General features: G+C 32.7%; 17 protein-coding genes and 2 tRNA genes. All 19 read left to right on the top strand.

Translation table 11 applies throughout. From position 1 onward, the window contains the following. Positions 1-3 precede the first annotated feature (3 nt). The 19 genes from CACET_RS19165 (at position 4) to CACET_RS19075 (ending at position 17,193) form a co-directional block, all read left to right on the top strand. On the top strand, positions 4-1,095 hold the full coding sequence (locus tag CACET_RS19165; protein ID WP_044825673.1) for a YkvI family membrane protein: 1,092 nt from the start codon (positions 4-6) through the stop codon (positions 1,093-1,095). Positions 1,096-1,452: 357 nt separating this feature from the next. Further along, positions 1,453-2,565, top strand: coding sequence for a DUF5711 family protein (locus tag CACET_RS19160; RefSeq protein WP_044825672.1), 1,113 nt, complete (start codon positions 1,453-1,455; stop codon positions 2,563-2,565). A gap of 16 nt (positions 2,566-2,581) precedes the next feature. Then, the gene (locus CACET_RS19155) at positions 2,582-3,271 is read left to right on the top strand and encodes a CvpA family protein (protein ID WP_044825671.1); all 690 of its coding nucleotides are present in this window, start codon (positions 2,582-2,584) and stop codon (positions 3,269-3,271) included. Between the two features lie 99 nt (positions 3,272-3,370). Continuing rightward, positions 3,371-5,002 carry a DNA polymerase III subunit gamma/tau gene (dnaX, locus tag CACET_RS19150; RefSeq protein WP_044825670.1) on the top strand — a complete coding sequence of 544 codons (1,632 nt, stop codon included), beginning with the start codon at positions 3,371-3,373 and terminating at the stop codon, positions 5,000-5,002. Between the two features lie 59 nt (positions 5,003-5,061). After that, positions 5,062-5,406, top strand: a complete 345-nt coding sequence (locus CACET_RS19145) for a YbaB/EbfC family nucleoid-associated protein (protein ID WP_044825669.1) — start codon at positions 5,062-5,064, stop codon at positions 5,404-5,406. Positions 5,407-5,521: 115 nt separating this feature from the next. Next, positions 5,522-6,121: a recombination mediator RecR gene (gene recR / locus CACET_RS19140; protein ID WP_044825668.1), complete on the top strand. Its 600-nt coding sequence runs from the start codon at positions 5,522-5,524 to the stop codon at positions 6,119-6,121. Positions 6,122-6,608: 487 nt separating this feature from the next. After that, the gene (locus CACET_RS19135) at positions 6,609-6,908 is read left to right on the top strand and encodes a YaaL family protein (protein ID WP_052661510.1); all 300 of its coding nucleotides are present in this window, start codon (positions 6,609-6,611) and stop codon (positions 6,906-6,908) included. 186 nt (positions 6,909-7,094) lie between these two features. Next, positions 7,095-7,361 carry a pro-sigmaK processing inhibitor BofA family protein gene (locus tag CACET_RS19130; protein ID WP_201774961.1) on the top strand — a complete coding sequence of 89 codons (267 nt, stop codon included), beginning with the start codon at positions 7,095-7,097 and terminating at the stop codon, positions 7,359-7,361. 179 nt (positions 7,362-7,540) lie between these two features. Continuing rightward, positions 7,541-8,566, top strand: coding sequence for an FUSC family protein (locus tag CACET_RS19695; protein WP_052661509.1), 1,026 nt, complete (start codon positions 7,541-7,543; stop codon positions 8,564-8,566). Positions 8,567-8,715: 149 nt separating this feature from the next. Continuing rightward, positions 8,716-9,039 (top strand): MazG-like family protein, encoded by a 324-nt coding sequence (locus CACET_RS19120; RefSeq protein ID WP_044825666.1) that lies wholly within the window; start codon positions 8,716-8,718, stop codon positions 9,037-9,039. Between the two features lie 21 nt (positions 9,040-9,060). After that, the gene (locus tag CACET_RS19115) at positions 9,061-9,996 is read left to right on the top strand and encodes a YybS family protein (protein ID WP_044825665.1); all 936 of its coding nucleotides are present in this window, start codon (positions 9,061-9,063) and stop codon (positions 9,994-9,996) included. Between the two features lie 23 nt (positions 9,997-10,019). Next, positions 10,020-12,020: a DHH family phosphoesterase gene (locus CACET_RS19110; protein WP_044825664.1), complete on the top strand. Its 2,001-nt coding sequence runs from the start codon at positions 10,020-10,022 to the stop codon at positions 12,018-12,020. Between the two features lies 1 nt (position 12,021). Next, positions 12,022-12,468: a 50S ribosomal protein L9 gene (rplI, locus tag CACET_RS19105; protein WP_044825663.1), complete on the top strand. Its 447-nt coding sequence runs from the start codon at positions 12,022-12,024 to the stop codon at positions 12,466-12,468. 49 nt (positions 12,469-12,517) lie between these two features. Continuing rightward, positions 12,518-13,861: a replicative DNA helicase gene (gene dnaB, locus CACET_RS19100; RefSeq protein WP_044825662.1), complete on the top strand. Its 1,344-nt coding sequence runs from the start codon at positions 12,518-12,520 to the stop codon at positions 13,859-13,861. A gap of 19 nt (positions 13,862-13,880) precedes the next feature. Continuing rightward, positions 13,881-14,486 (top strand): GNAT family N-acetyltransferase, encoded by a 606-nt coding sequence (locus tag CACET_RS19095; RefSeq protein ID WP_242846948.1) that lies wholly within the window; start codon positions 13,881-13,883, stop codon positions 14,484-14,486. 194 nt (positions 14,487-14,680) lie between these two features. Further along, entirely contained in the window at positions 14,681-14,890 is a 210-nt protein-coding gene (locus CACET_RS19090) for a DUF1858 domain-containing protein (RefSeq protein ID WP_044825661.1), read from the top strand. A gap of 709 nt (positions 14,891-15,599) precedes the next feature. Beyond that, entirely contained in the window at positions 15,600-16,883 is a 1,284-nt protein-coding gene (locus tag CACET_RS19085) for an adenylosuccinate synthase (protein ID WP_044825660.1), read from the top strand. Between the two features lie 100 nt (positions 16,884-16,983). After that, positions 16,984-17,059: transfer RNA gene (locus CACET_RS19080), tRNA-Lys, on the top strand. A 59-nt stretch (positions 17,060-17,118) separates the two neighbouring features. Next, a tRNA-Glu gene (locus CACET_RS19075) sits at positions 17,119-17,193 on the top strand. The last annotated feature ends 18 nt before the right edge of the window (positions 17,194-17,211 follow it).

Below are 17,211 nucleotides of genomic sequence, written 5' to 3'. Positions count from 1 at the left end.
TGTGTGCAAAGAAGAAGATCTACTTTTATTTTAGCAAATACATATATAGGAACTATTATTGGTGCAGGTTTTGCTTCAGGCCAGGAGATATTGCAGTTTTTTGGCATATATGGTAAATATGGAATATTAGGTGTAATCTGCGCAACGTTTTTATTGGGTTTTATTACTTTTAAGGTATTAAAAAATGTCTATCACAAAAAAATTCATAACTTCGAAGAATTTATAGCTTATTATTATCATAAAAAAATTTCGTCATACATCAATGTATTAATGGCTTTTTTCTTATTAGCTATGTATGTTGTTATGTTGGCAGGTAGTGGTGCTGTTGCTGAAGAACACTTTCAAATACCTGCTATCTATGGAATACTGGCCATGACTTTTTTAAATTTTATTATTTTTACTTTTGGTATTAAAGGAGTTACAAAAGCAAACAGTGTTATTGTTCCTTTCATGATCGTTGTTATTTTCTTTGTAACTTTCCTTATCATAAAAGACAATAGATTGTTATTTAGTGGATTACATACAAAAACCTTTTTAGACTTAAGGGAAGTAGCAGCAATGAATATGAAAATAAATATGAAGGAAGCTTTCTTAGTAAACCAAAGGTGGTTGTGGTCAGCGGTAGTATACGCTTCTTATAATAATATAACCCTTATCGTTATAATGACTTCCTTGCTACCTTTTATTTATGATGAAAAAGCTGCTAAACAAGGAATTTTATTAGGAAGTATAGGTTTAGGGTTCATGGCACTATTAATTTTAGCTAGCTTGTTAACTTTATATACTGACATTATAGGGCTAGAAGTACCTATGGTAGCTGTAGCTCGCTCTTTAGGAAAAATCCCTAAGCAAGTTTATAGTATTACTTTAATTTTAGCGATGTTTACCACATCTATTGCCAATGGATATGGAAGTATATTAAGTTTCTCCTTCATAACAGGAATTAAGAAGGAGTGGATTATTATCCTTGTCTGTACAATCACGATACCTTTGGCAACCTTAGGTTTTAAAAACTTAGTAATGTTTTTTTACCCTCTCTTTGGATATATAGGATTTTTCTTTATTAGCACAATCTTGTTAAAGAAAAGCAGATAATTATCTATTTCCTTGGAAATAGATAGAGGAGTTTTTAATTATTTGAGGAATACAATACATAGATATATAAGTTGCAATAAAACTTTTATAACTCAATATGAGATAGCGGAGTCGTGGGGAGGGCAGAATGGGTCTTGAAGGTCTAAAACGCAAGATTCTTCGGTCATTACCTCCCTCAGGACGATAAAATAGTATTTTCATAACAATGATAAAAAACCTGAACAAAGTTAGTTTTTACGCAGTTTGACGGTTCCTCTGGCACGCATGTTTTTTATGTGCCAGAGGAACCGTCCCCGTGGCGTAGCGGATGTATACAACTTAAGTCTATTTGTTTCGTGTGAAACAGGGAGGTGGCCTATGATAAACAAAAGAAAAAAGTTTACTTTACTGATCATAATGGTCTTGGTGATTGTTAGTCCTCAGATAATAAGTAAGATAAGATTTGTAATGACCTCTTCTGAAAAAATTGTATATTTAATGGGAGAGATAGAAACAAATCATAGCAGTGATATTATTTATGGGAAGTTAGAAGACGGAATTGTTCAATACTGGGAGGGAATACTGTATTTTTATGATACAACTGGAGCACAAAAGTGGCACCTTAACCTAGGTGTTGTTAATCCTATGCTAAAAACTAATGCAAAAGATATATATGTAGTAGATAATAGTAAAAACCAGCTGATTAGGATAGATAAAGGAGGCAACATCGTCTATAGATATACAATGGAGGGTTCTCTAAGCAAACTTGCAATAGAAGAAGATAACTATCTTCTTCTTCAGTACCCGACAAAAAACAATATGACAGAATTAGTGGTTTTAGATAATGAAGGAAGAAAGCACAGCAGTATCTTGCTAGGGGAAGGACAAGTTATGAATATAGCTATATCAAAACCCCACGACCTCATAGCAATCAATACAGTTACTACAAAAAACAGTCTAGAGAGTCATCTTTTAACCTATGATTTAAAGGGTCAGCTCATAGCTTCTAACCATTTAGAAGAGGAATTTATATTAAATTTTTCCTATGATGCAAAGGGAAATTTAGTTGTTATAAAAGAAAAAGAGATTATTGGTATAAATAGAGATAACAAAGTTATATGGGATATCTTTTTAGAAAAGATAAAAGTATTTAAAGAGTCCCCATTGCAGCACATGATAGTTTACAGTGGAGAGGAAAGTAGAAATAGATTAATTTATAGAAGAGAAGGAGAAGGAATCAGGATTGTACAATACAATGGAAAGGTTGCAGGAAAAACTAAAGTAGATGAAGATTTATTAGGTATAGACAGCTACGGTGAAGAAATACTGCTATACTCTCTTAGAACAATTTACTTGGTAGATAAAAAAGCAAATATACTTGTGGAGTATAAATATTCTAGTGATATAGAAGAAGTATTTATTTTTCCAAAGGGGCATGTAGTGGTGGCAACCAGGGGAAAGCTATCCTTCTTGAGAATATTGGAAGCATAAGAAGGGATGGATTGAAATGAAGTGGGTTGATTTATTAATAGTGGCAACACTTCTAATAAATACGATGTTAGGATATAAAAAAGGTCTTATATTGACGCTATTTAGTTTAGGCAGTTATATTGTAGCAGTACTGGTTGCAAAAACTTATTACGTACAATTAGCAGCATGGATAAAAAACAGTCCCAGTTTTGGTGGTAGAATACAACAATTTGTGGAGGGTCAATTAAGCTTTTATTTACCTAAAGGAGTAGGTACAGTTAGTGAATTTTCAGAGAAAAAAATAGTTGAAGAAATAGGATTTCCTGATTTTATACAGAATTATCTTTTAAAGGAATTTTCTATAGAAACCTATACCAACCAAACGATGGAAATAGCAAAATTGCATTTTCAGAGTTTGGTGGTAAACCTTTTTATCAATATTATTAGTATGATTATCTTATTTATTTTAGTTAGAACACTTATTTTGGTGATAGGCTATCTAATAAACGGAGTCTTTGAAATACCTATATTGGAAACAATGAATAGGCTAGGGGGAGGAATTTTAGGTATTATAAGAGGTGGTGTATGGGTAGGCGTTGTTGTATTGGCTATGACTGTGATGGCTATGATCAATCTAGAAGGAGTTATTGCACTAGGAATCAAGGAGTCAGTATTGTTTCCTATAATCACTAACTTTTTTACTGGATTTATATTAAAATGGATGTAGGCTTAGAAGTATGTTATAATAATAAATGCTTTAGAAAAGCACAATGGTATAAGGCTAGAGTCTTTTATACTTATTGAGTAAATAAATGAAGGTGATTTCATGGCATATAAGGCATTATATAGAAGGTTTAGACCTCAGGTTTTTGAAGATGTCATCGGGCAGGATGCTATAACGATAACATTAAAAAATCAAATAAAATCCTCCAATATTTCTCACGCCTATTTATTTTCTGGTACTAGGGGAACGGGGAAAACCTCCACGGCTAAAATTTTTGCTAGGGCAGTAAATTGTTTAGAACCTGAAAACTTCAACCCTTGTAACGAATGTGAGGTTTGTAGAGGAATATTAACTGAAAATATTATGGACGTTATTGAAATAGATGCTGCTTCTAATAATGGTGTAGATCATATAAGGGAGTTAAGAGAAAATGTAAAGTATCCTCCTTCTAAAGGGCGGTACAAAGTATATATTATTGATGAGGTACATATGTTAAGTTCAGGGGCATTTAATGCCTTGTTAAAGACTTTAGAGGAGCCACCAAATCATATTATTTTTATACTGGCTACTACAGACCCTCAAAAACTCCCTCCTACTATTTTATCTCGATGTCAAAGATTTGAATTTAAGGCAGTTACCACAGAAGATATAATGAAGAGGTTAAAAGAAATAGGTAAAAGGATAGAGGTAGAAATAGAAGAAGAGGCACTAAGAACGATAGCAAATAATGCTGGAGGTGCTTTGAGAGATGCTCTTAGTATCTTAGAACAATGCATTTCTTTTAATGGAAGTATAATTACTTATAGAAATGTTGTAGATACTTTAGGTATTGTTAACTATGAGGTGTTATTTAACCTTATACAGTGTATAGCCAATAAAAACTTGACGGAAGCAATAGGGATTATTCAAGATATTATAGGTGAAGGGAAAGATGTTCTTCAGCTGATAAAGGATTTAATCAATCATTATAGGAATTTAATGATGGTTAAGATAGAGGTTCAGTTGGATGCTTTGCTGAGTTTATCAAGTGAGGTTTTAGAAAAACTTAAAGACCAAAGTAATTTTTTTTCTATGGAAGATATGATCAAGGCGATACACATCTTATCAGAGGTAGAAGTTAAAGCAAAGTATGCGCATCAACCTAGAGTTTTGTTGGAGGTAGCGGTAATTTCACTATGTGAAAATAGAGAAAAAGATTTGCTAATAGAGTTACAGGAAAAAGTAAATCGATTAGAAAATATACTAAAAACAGGAATAGCAAAAGAAGGAATACAAGAAACTAAACCTATAGAAGAGACTGAAGAGGTTAAAATACTTCATAAAAAAGAGTCCCCTCAAGAAGATTTGGTAGAACTTGAAGAGACATTGCCTGCTAAGGCCGCTAATTATGAAGAAGTAAAAAGCAAATGGAATGAAATCAAGGATTTTATAAAAAAAGATAAAAAAGCTCAAATAGAAGCTATGTTAAAGGAAGGGGAACTTGTTGATATAAGAAAAAACACTTTAATTATTAGCTTCAAGGAGGGCTATGGTTTCCATAGGGATACCCTTGATAGAGATAAGAATAAACAGTATATTGCAGAAGCTGTTGAAAAAGTTACGGGACAAAAGCTAAAGCTTTCGATGGTAATGGAGGAAGAAGTTTTTCAAGGGAGAGAAAAAGAGGAAGAAAACTTTATTGAAAAACTTAAAAAGTCAGTACCAGAAGGTCTGCTAGAGATTTATGATGAATAATAATTAATAAAAAATCTATGATATAATAAGGAAAAAATAAAAATCAAGGAGGAAATATTATGGGTAAAAAAGGTTTCCAAGGTATGGGTGGAATGCCTAATATGAATAATATGATCAAACAGGCACAAAAAATGCAAAAACAAATGCAGGAAATGCAAGCTGAGGTAGAAAAAAAAGAAGTTGAAGCCAGTGCTGGAGGCGGAGCTGTTGTTGTCAAGGTAACAGGAAAAAAAGAAATTGTTAGTATAGATATTAAGCCAGAAGTAGTAGATCCTGATGATGTAGAAATGTTACAAGATCTAATCATTGCTGCTGTTAATGAAGCGATACGTTCTGCTGAAGAAATGGTGAGTAAAGAAATGTCCAAAGTAACAGGAAATATGAATTTACCAGGATTATTTTAATCAAAGATCCCACCTATGTGAAAGTATAAAGGTGGGTATCTTATATTTAGAAGGAAAAAAACTTAAAAGTAAAAGTCAACATACTGACATTTACTAAAAATGAAGGTGAAAACTTATGAATTATTATTCAGCACCAATAGCTAGATTAATTGATGAATTTACCAAGCTACCAGGTATTGGTAGAAAAACTGCCCAAAGATTAGCTTTTCATGTTATTTCTACCTCCAATGAAGAGGCACAAATGCTGGCAGAAGCTATTATTGAAGCAAAGAAAAGTATCAAATACTGTAATGTTTGTACAAACATTACAGATAAGGAAACTTGCAACATCTGTATAGATAAAAAGAGAGATTCCTCTATTATTTGTGTTGTTGAAGGTCCAAAGGATGTTGTAGCAATGGAGAAAACGAAAGAGTATCATGGTTATTATCATGTACTGCATGGTGCGATTTCTCCTCTAGAAGGAATAGGGCCTGAAGAAATAAAAATTAAAGAGTTGTTGGCTAGATTAACTAACAGTGAAGTAAAAGAAGTAGTTTTAGCAACTAACCCTAATATAGAGGGGGAAGCTACAGCTATGTACATAGCAAAACTATTAAAACCCATGGGTATCAAAGTATCAAGGATTGCCTATGGTATTCCTGTTGGAGGAGACTTGGAGTATGCAGATGAAGTAACTTTATCTAAAGCACTAGAGGGTAGAAGAGAACTTTAAATTTTTATTAAAAATTTATCGTAAAAGCATGGTTTTAAGGGGAGAAAAATCCTTCTTAAAGTCATGCTTTTTTATTGTTTTTATAGAAAGTATGATAAGGGAAAATTTTAAAAAAAGATATGCTTAAAAGAAAAAATAAATGAATAAAGACTATTTACAAGACATATTTAGTATGTAACCCTTCACGCTAGCATAGTATAGTTTAGAGCAGTAAATCATTAGCGTTAACTTAAACCATAATTTGTCATGCTGAGTGGAGTAAAGCGAAGTCGAAGAATCTTAGTATTAGCAGTATTAGCAAAAAATTTCCTTATTCCAAGATCCTTCGCTACCCTCAGGATGATAGCTCCACAAAATTTGGGAAATAATTGTATTAGCTTAACGCTTATGAAGCAGTAATGTTTTTAGCTTTCTTAGGCATAGGTATAAACCGACAAAAAATGGATAGTATAATAGGTAAAGTATAGTAGTGAAGGGGAGGGTATTGATGAACGAAGAAAATCAAGTTACTAAAAGAGAAGGTATGTTAGAGGGGATTGCTACCATCTTTAGTGGATTACACAATAAACTCCAACACTTTTACGAAACCGAAAAGGACGAAAATCAAGAATTTGTTGAGGTAATTAACAAAGCCCGTGCAGACTGGGAAAGTGCAGAAAAAACCTTTCATAGCGTATCAGATCCAGATCTTATAGATTATGCTATATATAATGTAGAAGCCACAAAAGCCAAATATATTTACTTGCTAAAAAGAGCTAAGGAAATGGGGATAAAGACGAACTTTTAATAGGAACTTTAGGTTGGAGGAATCGATAAAGTTTATAAACAGAGCTCTTTTATAGGATACAATATATTAAATAAACCGTTGGTCATAATACTGAGCACCATATGATATAATGTAAGGAGTAGTATATAGTACTACTCCATTTAAATTATTTCAAAAATCTTAAGAAAATAGAGGTGAGCGTTGATCATGGGTTTTGAATTAAGTATCATACTAGCCTATGCTTTTGGACTAATCCTATTATATATAGTAGGATGGATTTTATTAATACCTATAAAACTTATTATAAAACTCATATGGAATGGTGTTATAGGGGGGGCAATGTTGCTCTTAGTAAATCTAATAGGTGGAATTTTTGGAATAACTATCGTTATTAATCCTATCAATGCTTTGATAGCAGGTTTTCTAGGAGTCCCCGGGGTAATACTATTGTTGATCTTACAATATATTTTATAACTTTTGAAAAAAGGCTTTATTCTATTCCAAGTGCTTCAATACATTGAACCTTTTTACTCTTTTACAAATTATACAAGGTCTTTAGAAAAATATAGGATTGTTTTGAAAAATAGTATATAATAGTAAAGAAGTTAGATCTTAGTTATTACATAAGATTTTTAAGAGGAAAGGTGAGAACTATGAAGATTGGTCTTAGGACCATAAAAACGGGTATTGCTGTTACAGTGTCTTTGATTATCGCTAATATTTTAAGAATAGAAAGTCCTTTTTTTGCAGCTATTGCAGCTATTATTGCTATGCAGCCCACTGTATCTGATTCTTGGAAAACAGGAGTAAATCGTATATTAGGAACGATTATTGGTGCCGTTGTAGGAGCTATTTTTGTTGCAATAGCACCCGCAAACCCTTTTTTAGGGGGACTAGGTGTGGTTAGCCTTATTATTATCATGAACAAGCTAGGGTGGCAAGAAGCTATTGCTATAGGAGGCGTTGTCTTTACAGGTATCTTTTTAAATACCAATGAAAATCATGTAACCTATGCGCTTCATAGACTGCTGGATACTTCCATAGGCATTGTTGTTGCGGTAGTGATTAATTATACAATTTATCCTCCAACCTATGATTTAAAAGTTGCTGGAGAGATAAAAAATATATCTAAACATATTTTAAGATACAATATAAAAACCTTAGAAATATTGTTGCAAGAAGAAGAACAAAACATGAGCTTCTTGGAAGAACAGATTGAAGAAATAGAAAAGGAGCTAGAACTATCGGAAAAGTTACTAGATCTACAAAAAAAGGAAGAAAAAATAAAGGTTCATGGAGGTATTAGACACAAAGAGATGTTTATTAGTTTAAAGCTAGAAAAAGAAACCTTTGAACATCTTAGAAATATGCAAAATGTTTTGCAAAAAGGAATTGGTAGAGAGATTATTGACCTTGCTAAAGAGGATCTTTATAAAATAAAAGAAGCTCTTAAAGAAGTGCAGTGTAAAGAAAATGAAGTATGCGATATTTATAATCAGAAAAACAAGGATGATATAAACTTAGAGTATATTATAGAAGACATAAAAAAAGCAAAAATGCAGTTAAAAAACAAAGAAGATATTAACAATTATCCTACAGATGAAGTAGTAAAAATGCTTGTTTTTTTATATAATTTGCAAGAAGTGCTACAAAAGTTTAATATGATCATCTGTTGTTAAGCATCGAAATTCTTCGAGTGCTTCTTTTTTTCATAGGGAAATTCTACAGATGGCGAAGGAAAATCGATAATTAAATAGAATATCTGTATAGTACATATAATAGTAGATAAAAGATTTAAGGGTAAAAGGAAAATCAGGGGGAATGAAAAATGCTACCAAACAGTAATAATGATATTAGTAGAAACTTAAAAATGATAGACTTTTTAAAGTGTGAGCTGCTAAATACCATAGCTTTATTATTTGAAACAATGATAAAGGGTATAAAAGATAGACAAGAGTTGGTGGCAGAATGTTTAGTAAATCTTCTTTTAGCCACATATACTTTAGGAAAAAGATTGGGTTTCGATTATGAAACACTTGATAAAAAATTGCAGGATAAAGTTAAAATTAGTATATTAGAAGAACACCATTTAGAAAAATGGTATGGGGATTTGTCAGAACTAAATCAACATATAAGTAATCATGGTAAATAAGCCCTTAGGAGTGATTTTTTAGTGAAGGATTTTAGTAATAAAAAGGCATTCATTGAAGCAGCATTAATGGTAACTATTACATGTTTTTTTGTAATAAGCACTTTATATATTCCATTTTTATCTGTTTTACTATTTGTTTTACCAGTTCCTTTTATGATTTTATCATGTAAGTATAGTACAAGTTATACAGTAATCTCCCTTGTTGTAGCTAGTTTACTTATCGGCTTACTAACAGGGATGCTCTATACAGTGTTTATTTTTGTGATAATAGCACCCATTGCCCTAGTTATGGGACACTATATGAAGTATGAAAAAAACCCTTTTCAAGTTATAGGAGTAGGTACAGCAGCATCGGTATTTTCGATTTTTTTAATAATACAAATTATTTCTATGATTAGTGGAATACATATTATCGAAGAAATGGGTAGAATGATTGGAGAAGTATTAGATCATCAGGTAGAAATGCTGAGGGCAGTGAACGTAAGTTCTGTAGATATTCATGAGGCAATTAACTATTTCATGATGATTTTGCCGGGTTTAATTATTATTCAATCTATAATAGGAGCCTTCATCAATTATTATTTAGCAGTAGCTATTATGAATAGACTTAAGTTTAGTCCCTATAAGTTGGATGGATTTGAAGGGTTTAAACTTCCAGGAAATATTGTGTTAGGATCATTCATTATTTTTCTTTTATCTTTGATGACAAGATATATTGAAGGCATTGATCATAATAGTTTGATTGCTAATGCTACGCTTATTTTTGTAGTAGTTTTCTTTTTACAAGGTATATCATTTATGAATTATGTATTAAAAAAAAGAAACTTTCCTAAATTTTTAAGGATATTTATCTTAATACTACTGATTTTTGTTAGTCCGCTAATGACATTGGTAGCTATGATAGGACTATTAGATGCTATGATAGATATGAGAAGGATTAGGAAAAGAAACGATTAATATTTTGTGGGAGGCAAAGGCAGATGAAAAACTCAAGATTTTTTAAAATGTTGGTGCCGGACACGCGAATATATATTTTTATTATAGGATTTCTTATTGCTATCATTTCCTTCTATAATTATATCATAGGTTTAGTAGGAATATTTGTATTGAGCTACTTGATTTACTATAATCTAAAAACTACTAACATTCGAAGAGAAGAATGGACCCGTTATATAGAGGGGCTATCCTCTGACATTGACTCAGTCACAAAACAATCTATTTTGAATATGCCTATACCATTGACAATGGTAGAGATCGATGGAACGATTAAATGGTATAATCGAAAGTTTTTAGAAGTTATGGATAACCAAGGATTATTAGATAAAAATATAGAAGATATTGTAGCCAACTTTGAGCTTCAAGATATTTTACAATCAAAAAATAATATAGTAAAGAAGGCAAATATTAACAATAGAAATTTCAATGTTTTATATAATATTATAAAGTCAGAAAAAAATCATATAGCTACCTATGTTATTATGCTATACTGGATTGAAGAAACTGACTATGAAATTTTGAAGAAGAAATATAATGAAGAAAAAATAGTAGTAGCATTAGTGCAAGCCGATAACTTTGATGAGGTAATGCAAGGTACAGAGGACGCTCACCGACCTTTAGTGATTGCGGAAATTGATCATAAGCTAACTTTATGGGCCAATAGGATCAATGGTTTTATAAGAAAATATGCAAATGATAAATATATTGCAGTTTTTGAAAAGCAGCATTTACAAAAGTTAGAAACTAAGAAGTTTGATATTTTAGATGAAATTCGAGAGATTAATGCAGGAAACAAAATTCCTATTACCTTAAGCATAGGGATAGGGACAGAGGGTAGCACTCCTCTACAAAGTTTTGAATTTGCTAATGCAGCAAAAGACTTGTCTCTAGGAAGAGGCGGAGACCAGGCAACGGTAAAGAAAAATGATAAAATAAGTTTTTATGGTGGAAAAACAAAGGCAGTAGAAAAGAGGACAAAAGTAAAAGCTCGTGTGATTGCTTATGCATTAAGGCAGTTGATAGAACAGAGCCATAATGTTTTTGTCATGGGGCATAAATATGCAGACTTAGACGCTTTGGGCTCTGCCATGGGGATTTACCGAGCTGCTAAGAATAGAAACAAGGAAGCTTATATCGTATTGAATGGGAACAATCCTGCTATAGGGTGTCTTTATGATAAAATTTTACAAAACGAAGAATATAAAAAAAATATTATTACTTGTGAAGAAGCGAAACTAAGGGTTCATTCTACTTCTTTAGTAGTGGTGGTAGATACGCATCGACCTAATTTCACAGAGTGTCCTGAGCTACTAAAACAAACGGATAAGATCGTAGTAATAGATCACCATAGAAAAGGAACTGATTTTATTGAAAATACAGTACTAAACTATCATGAAACCTATGTATCCTCTGCTAGTGAATTAGTAACAGAAATACTCTTTTATATGGATGATAAAATAAATATAGAGCTGCTGGAAGCAGAAGCACTTTTAGCAGGGATTGCTATTGATACTAAGAACTTTACTTTTAAAACAGGAGTGAGAACATTTGAAGCTGCTGCTTTATTAAGAAGAGCAGGGGCAGATACCACTTCTGTGAAACAATTGTTTCAAGATGATTTAAATACCATTATTTCAAAAGGAGAAGTAATCAAACGAGCAAAGGTTATTAAAGAAATGGTTGCTATATCTACTTATGAAGAAGAAGGAGAAGATTCTCAACTTATTGCTGCTCAAGCAGCAGATGAACTCCTAAATATAAAAGGTATAAGGGCCTCTTTTGTTTTGGGAAGGAAAGATGATACAATGATAGTTATAAGTGGTAGATCTATGGGTGATATCAATGTACAGGTGATTTTAGAAAAGCTGGGGGGCGGAGGTCACTTAACCGTGGCAGGTGCTCAACTGGAGGGTGTTACTATGGAAGAAGCATTGAAACAATTAGAAACTACCATACAAGAATATTTTGACGAGGGGGAAGAGTAATATGAAGGTTATTTTATTACAAGATGTAAAAGGCCAAGGAAAAAAAGGTGACATTGTTAACGTTAGTGATGGTTATGCAAGAAATTTTTTATTCCCTAAAAACTTAGCAGTAGAAGCTACTGGTGGAAATATGAAAACATTGGAACAGCAAAATAAAGCGAAAGAGCAAAAACAACAAGAAGAGTTGAAAAAGGCAAAAGACTTAGCTGCTAAAATTGAAAAAATTACGGTAGAATTAAAGGCAAAGGCGGGGGAAGGTGGAAGACTTTTTGGATCTGTGACCTCCAAAGATATTAGCGAACTGGTAAATAAAAAGCATGGTATTAAACTAGATAAGAAAAAAATTGTTTTACCAGATCCTATAAGAGAATTGGGCGTAAAGTACCTGGAAGTAAAAATACAACCTGGTGTTACTGCAAAACTAAAAGTTCATGTTATAGAGGAGTAAAACTTAAGGGTTGGAGAGAATCTCCAACCTTTATTTAGGAGGAATTTTTATGGAGGGAATGAATACACTTAAAGTACCACCCCATAACATAGAAGCAGAACAATCGGTTTTAGGTTCTATGCTGATGGATAAAGAATCTATTATCGTGGTTTTAGAAGTAATTAAGCCAGAGGACTTCTATAAGGAAGCCCATAAAGAAATTTTTGAAGCTATGTACACCCTCTTTAATAGAGAAGAACCAGTAGATTTAATCACCCTAACGGAAGAGTTGAAAAAAAGAGGAACTTTAGAGGCTATTGGGGGAATACCTTATATAAATAGTTTATCAGAGGCGGTACCTATTACCACAAATGTAAGGTATTATGCAGATATTGTAGAAGAGAAGGCCACCCTAAGAAGGCTGATTCGGTCTTCCGAAGAGATTATCAACTTAAGCTTTAATCCAGATATGGAAGTACCAGAAGTACTGGAGTTAGCACAAAAAAACATCTATGATATTTCTCAGAACAGATATCAAGAAGGTTTTACTCCCATTAAAACTGTACTATCTCAAACCTTTGATAAAATTGAAGAACTATATGAAAACAAAGCAAGTATTACTGGATTAACAACAGGTTTTGCTGATTTAGATAAGAAACTAAGTGGTTTTCATAAATCTGACTTAGTATTGGTAGCAGCTAGACCTGCTATGGGTAAATCTGCTTTTTCCTTGAACTTAGCCCAGAATGCTGCTATCAAAGCATCAGCAGCTGTAGCTATATTTAGTTTAGAGATGTCTAAAGAACAGTTGATGCTAAGAATGTTAGCGGCAGAGTCTATGGTAAGTTTAAATAAAATACAAAATGGAAATTTAAATGAGGACGAATGGACAAAGCTTGCAGCTGCCATGCTGCCTTTATCTCAAGCCAATATCTACTTTGATGATACTGCTGGTATTAGTATTACAGAGATGCGGTCAAAATGTAGAAGATTAAAACTGGAGGCAGGATTAGATTTAGTATTGGTGGATTACCTTCAATTAATGCAGGGAGATGGGAGAACAGAAAATCGTCAGCAGGAAATTTCAGCTATATCTAGAAACCTAAAGGTAATGGCAAAAGAATTAGATTGTCCCGTGATTGCTCTATCTCAATTATCCCGAGCACCAGAGCTAAGAGCAGACCATCGACCTATTTTATCAGATCTAAGGGAATCTGGAGCTATTGAACAGGATGCAGATTTGGTGATGTTTCTATATAGAGATGAATATTACCACCCCGATAGTGATAAAAAAAATGTTGCAGAAGTCATTATTGCAAAACATCGGCATGGTGAAACAGGATCTGTAGAACTTTACTGGGCAGGAGAATATCAAAAATTTTTAAACTATGATGGCTATAGGTCAGAAGAATGACTTTAGGCGGAGGATAGAAATGATAATTGTTGCTAGGGGGAAATTAACTTATATTACAGAGATTGAAAGACAGCAGGTAGATGCTATGCAGCTTTGGGGAAAACATGAAGATCCACTATTGGGAAGCTATAACTTTCCTGTGATGAGCGAACTTCAACGAGAATATTGGTATAGAAATAAAAAGTATACTTTATCTAAAAAATGTTTTGGCGTTTGTAATTTGGAAAATCAGTTTGTTGGATATATAGCTCTTAGAAATATTAAATGGATTAGAAGAATAAGTGAATTAGGCATCGTATTTGATCCTAATTACATAAATAAAGGGTATGGTACAGATGCTTTAAAAGGTTTTTTAGAATACTATTTTGATAATATGAAAATGAGACAGTTAAATTTAAAGGTAGCAGTATTTAATAAGCGAGCTCAAAAATGCTATGAAAAGTGTGGATTTCAGCTACAGGAAATAAAATATGATGAATTTGAAGATCAAAACTTGGAAGTTTTTGACAGAGAAGATCTAGAAGAATATCAACAATTTTTTAAAAAAGAGGGAACAATATTACTAAGTCAGTATAAACATATGTGCATAACAAAAGAAGCACATTATGCAGAACAACTAACATAATTATCCACACTATCCACCATAAGAATGTGTATAATTATGGAAAATGTGGACAATATCAGAAGAATATTGAAAAAAATCCACATAATAGTTGATAAAGTATGTCAAAAATGGTAACATTAAAAATGTATATAGTATAAAAGATTACAAAAACGCTATTTTTATACAATTAACGGGATTTGGAGGAGGAATGAGTTATGGCTAAAATTACAGAAAACATGACTATTATGCAGGTACTACAACAAGATCGAGATAGTGCCGCTGTCTTCATGAAGTATGGATTACATTGCCTTGGTTGTCCAGGTGCAACAATGGAAAGCATTGCAGATGCTGGAAAAGTACATGGAATTGATGTAAGTAAATTAGTGGAAGACTTAAATAAGTTTTTTGAATCAAAAGGGGAATAATAGTAGAAAATAAGGTCTAGGTGGATAAACACCTAGCCTTTTTATTTTTATATCCTTAGCGTTAACTTAAGCCATAATTTGTCATCCTTGGCTACTCCAAGATCCTTCGCTACGCTCAGGAGGACAGTTTAAGAGAAATTTAGTAATGATTATATTAAGTTAACGCCTATGATTTTTATATACAAACTAATTTATAATAAGTTGCAATAAGATTTTTACAAGTCAGTGTGCCGTAACGGATAGATCTAGAGCATAATTTTTTTGCCTAATTCGAATGTTATTACAAATGACCTTATTAACATTCGTATATTTGTTGACTATACTCTGAATATATGATAATATTAATACGTGTTGTTCGATACATAAAGAACAATAAGAATAAAATTTTAAAGCGGTAAAAATTTATAAATAAGATGAAGATCTATAACAAAAAACTTTTACGCAATAATAGTTATAATGTTTAAAATTTTCTATTTATTATAAATATTAAAAAATCACAGCAAAAAGAAACGGGTATTTAGTCCTTTTAGAGAAGAGGTTGACTTGTTTTCTTATTAGTTATAGATTCATTAGAACAAAGTCTTCCTTTGGAAGATTTAAAGGGTGACTTTGTTGAAACCAATAACGGAAATTATAACTTATCCACAATTTATAAAGTGTATAATTTCCTATTGGTTATAAAAAATAAAGAGATATAGGGGTGGGAAGTATGCCGTCAGTGGTTGTAATAGGAGCCCAGTGGGGTGACGAAGGAAAAGGAAAAATTATTGATTATTTGGCAGGTAAGGCGAAAGTTGTGGTAAGAGCGCAAGGGGGAAATAATGCAGGACATACAGTTATTGTAGAAGATAAAAAATATGCATTTCATTTACTACCTTCGGGTGTTCTATACAAAGATAAACTCAATATTATTGGAAACGGCGTGGTTTTTGATCCTGAAGGCTTTTTAAAAGAAGTAGAAATTTTAGAGGCACAAGGAATTGATACTTCTAATATAAGAATAGATGAAAGGGTACATGTTATTTTCCCTTATCATAAAAAACTAGACGCTTTAGAAGAAGAGGCAAGGGGAGAAGATCAGATTGGAACAACAAAAAAAGGAATAGGTCCTTGCTATATGGATAAGATAGAACGCTCTGGTATACGTTTAGGAGAAATGATTGATAAAGAGATTTTTAAAGATCGATTATTTCGTCAGGTAGAAAGAAAGAATGAAATTATTGAAAAAATTTATGGTAGCCAAGGCTTTGATCAAAGCGTAATTTATGAAACCTACTGTGAATATGCAGAAAAACTTAAACAATACGTAGCCGATACTACGATTCTTGTACATGAGGCTATGAGTGCAGGAGAAAAGGTTTTGTTTGAAGGAGCCCAAGGAACACTATTGGATATCGATTTAGGGACTTATCCCTATGTTACTTCTTCTCACCCAACTTCAGGAGGATTTTGTATAGGAGCTGGTATAGGGCCAAATAAACTACAAGAAATTATTGGCGTAGTAAAGGCATATACAACAAGAGTAGGATTAGGACCTTTTCCTACTGAGTTAGACAATGAAGTGGGAGACTTAATTAGAGTAAAAGGAAATGAGTTTGGCACTACAACAGGAAGACCAAGAAGATGTGGGTGGTTTGATGGGGTAATGGTGAAATATACTACTAGAATTAATGGACTTACAAGTATTTCTCTTATGCTATTAGACGTACTAAGTGGCTTTGAAAAAATTAAAATATGTACAGGATACGAAATCGATGGAAAAGTAACAGAGCATTTTCCTGCTAACTTAAAAGCATTAGGAAAAAGCAAGCCAGTTTATGAAGAACTTGATGGATGGGAAGAAGATATTACAAAAGTTGAAAGATACGAAGATTTACCAGAAAACGCTAAGAAGTATATAGCTAGAATAGAGGAGTATGTGGGACTACCAGTAAAAATCGTATCTGTAGGACCTAAGAGAAATCAAACGATTGTAAGAGAATCTATTTTTTAGAAGGTAAAGGCACTTTTTAAAAGTGCTTTTTTCTTTTTCGACAAAAATCGTTGACAGATGTCCTTTTTTATATTATTATATATAACTGTGAGCAGGATTTGACCCATTAGCTCAGTCGGTAGAGCACCTGACTTTTAATCAGGGTGTCCCGCGTTCGAGTCGCGGATGGGTCACCATTAAGCCAAAGTATTCGGCAGAGCTTGGTGAGGAATACTGGGTTTTGCTGAATTTTATTGGCCCCTTGGTCAAGCGGTTAAGACACCGCCCTTTCACGGCGGTAACAGGGGTTCGATTCCCCTAGGGGTCACCAATTAAAAAAAACTTACAT

The sequence above is a fragment of the Clostridium aceticum genome, assembly GCF_001042715.1.
GTDB lineage: Bacteria > Bacillota > Clostridia > Peptostreptococcales > Natronincolaceae > Andreesenella > Andreesenella acetica.
Note: the sequence above shows the minus strand (reverse complement) of the source record. Positions and strands in the feature narration are given on the sequence as shown.

What these genes read in the sequence shown, in the direction of transcription:
- CACET_RS19120 (WP_044825666.1), top strand. Translation starts at nt 8,716, where the DNA reads ATGCTACCAAACAGTAATAATGATATTAGTAGAAACTTAAAAATGATA.
- dnaB (WP_044825662.1), top strand. Translation starts at nt 12,518, where the DNA reads ATGGAGGGAATGAATACACTTAAAGTACCACCCCATAACATAGAAGCA.
- CACET_RS19090 (WP_044825661.1), top strand. Translation starts at nt 14,681, where the DNA reads ATGGCTAAAATTACAGAAAACATGACTATTATGCAGGTACTACAACAA.
- rplI (WP_044825663.1), top strand. Translation starts at nt 12,022, where the DNA reads ATGAAGGTTATTTTATTACAAGATGTAAAAGGCCAAGGAAAAAAAGGT.
- CACET_RS19110 (WP_044825664.1), top strand. Translation starts at nt 10,020, where the DNA reads ATGAAAAACTCAAGATTTTTTAAAATGTTGGTGCCGGACACGCGAATA.
- CACET_RS19155 (WP_044825671.1), top strand. Translation starts at nt 2,582, where the DNA reads ATGAAGTGGGTTGATTTATTAATAGTGGCAACACTTCTAATAAATACG.
- CACET_RS19145 (WP_044825669.1), top strand. Translation starts at nt 5,062, where the DNA reads ATGGGTAAAAAAGGTTTCCAAGGTATGGGTGGAATGCCTAATATGAAT.
- CACET_RS19085 (WP_044825660.1), top strand. Translation starts at nt 15,600, where the DNA reads ATGCCGTCAGTGGTTGTAATAGGAGCCCAGTGGGGTGACGAAGGAAAA.
- CACET_RS19695 (WP_052661509.1), top strand. Translation starts at nt 7,541, where the DNA reads ATGAAGATTGGTCTTAGGACCATAAAAACGGGTATTGCTGTTACAGTG.
- CACET_RS19095 (WP_242846948.1), top strand. Translation starts at nt 13,881, where the DNA reads ATGATAATTGTTGCTAGGGGGAAATTAACTTATATTACAGAGATTGAA.
- CACET_RS19135 (WP_052661510.1), top strand. Translation starts at nt 6,609, where the DNA reads ATGAACGAAGAAAATCAAGTTACTAAAAGAGAAGGTATGTTAGAGGGG.
- recR (WP_044825668.1), top strand. Translation starts at nt 5,522, where the DNA reads ATGAATTATTATTCAGCACCAATAGCTAGATTAATTGATGAATTTACC.
- CACET_RS19160 (WP_044825672.1), top strand. Translation starts at nt 1,453, where the DNA reads ATGATAAACAAAAGAAAAAAGTTTACTTTACTGATCATAATGGTCTTG.
- dnaX (WP_044825670.1), top strand. Translation starts at nt 3,371, where the DNA reads ATGGCATATAAGGCATTATATAGAAGGTTTAGACCTCAGGTTTTTGAA.
- CACET_RS19130 (WP_201774961.1), top strand. Translation starts at nt 7,095, where the DNA reads ATGGGTTTTGAATTAAGTATCATACTAGCCTATGCTTTTGGACTAATC.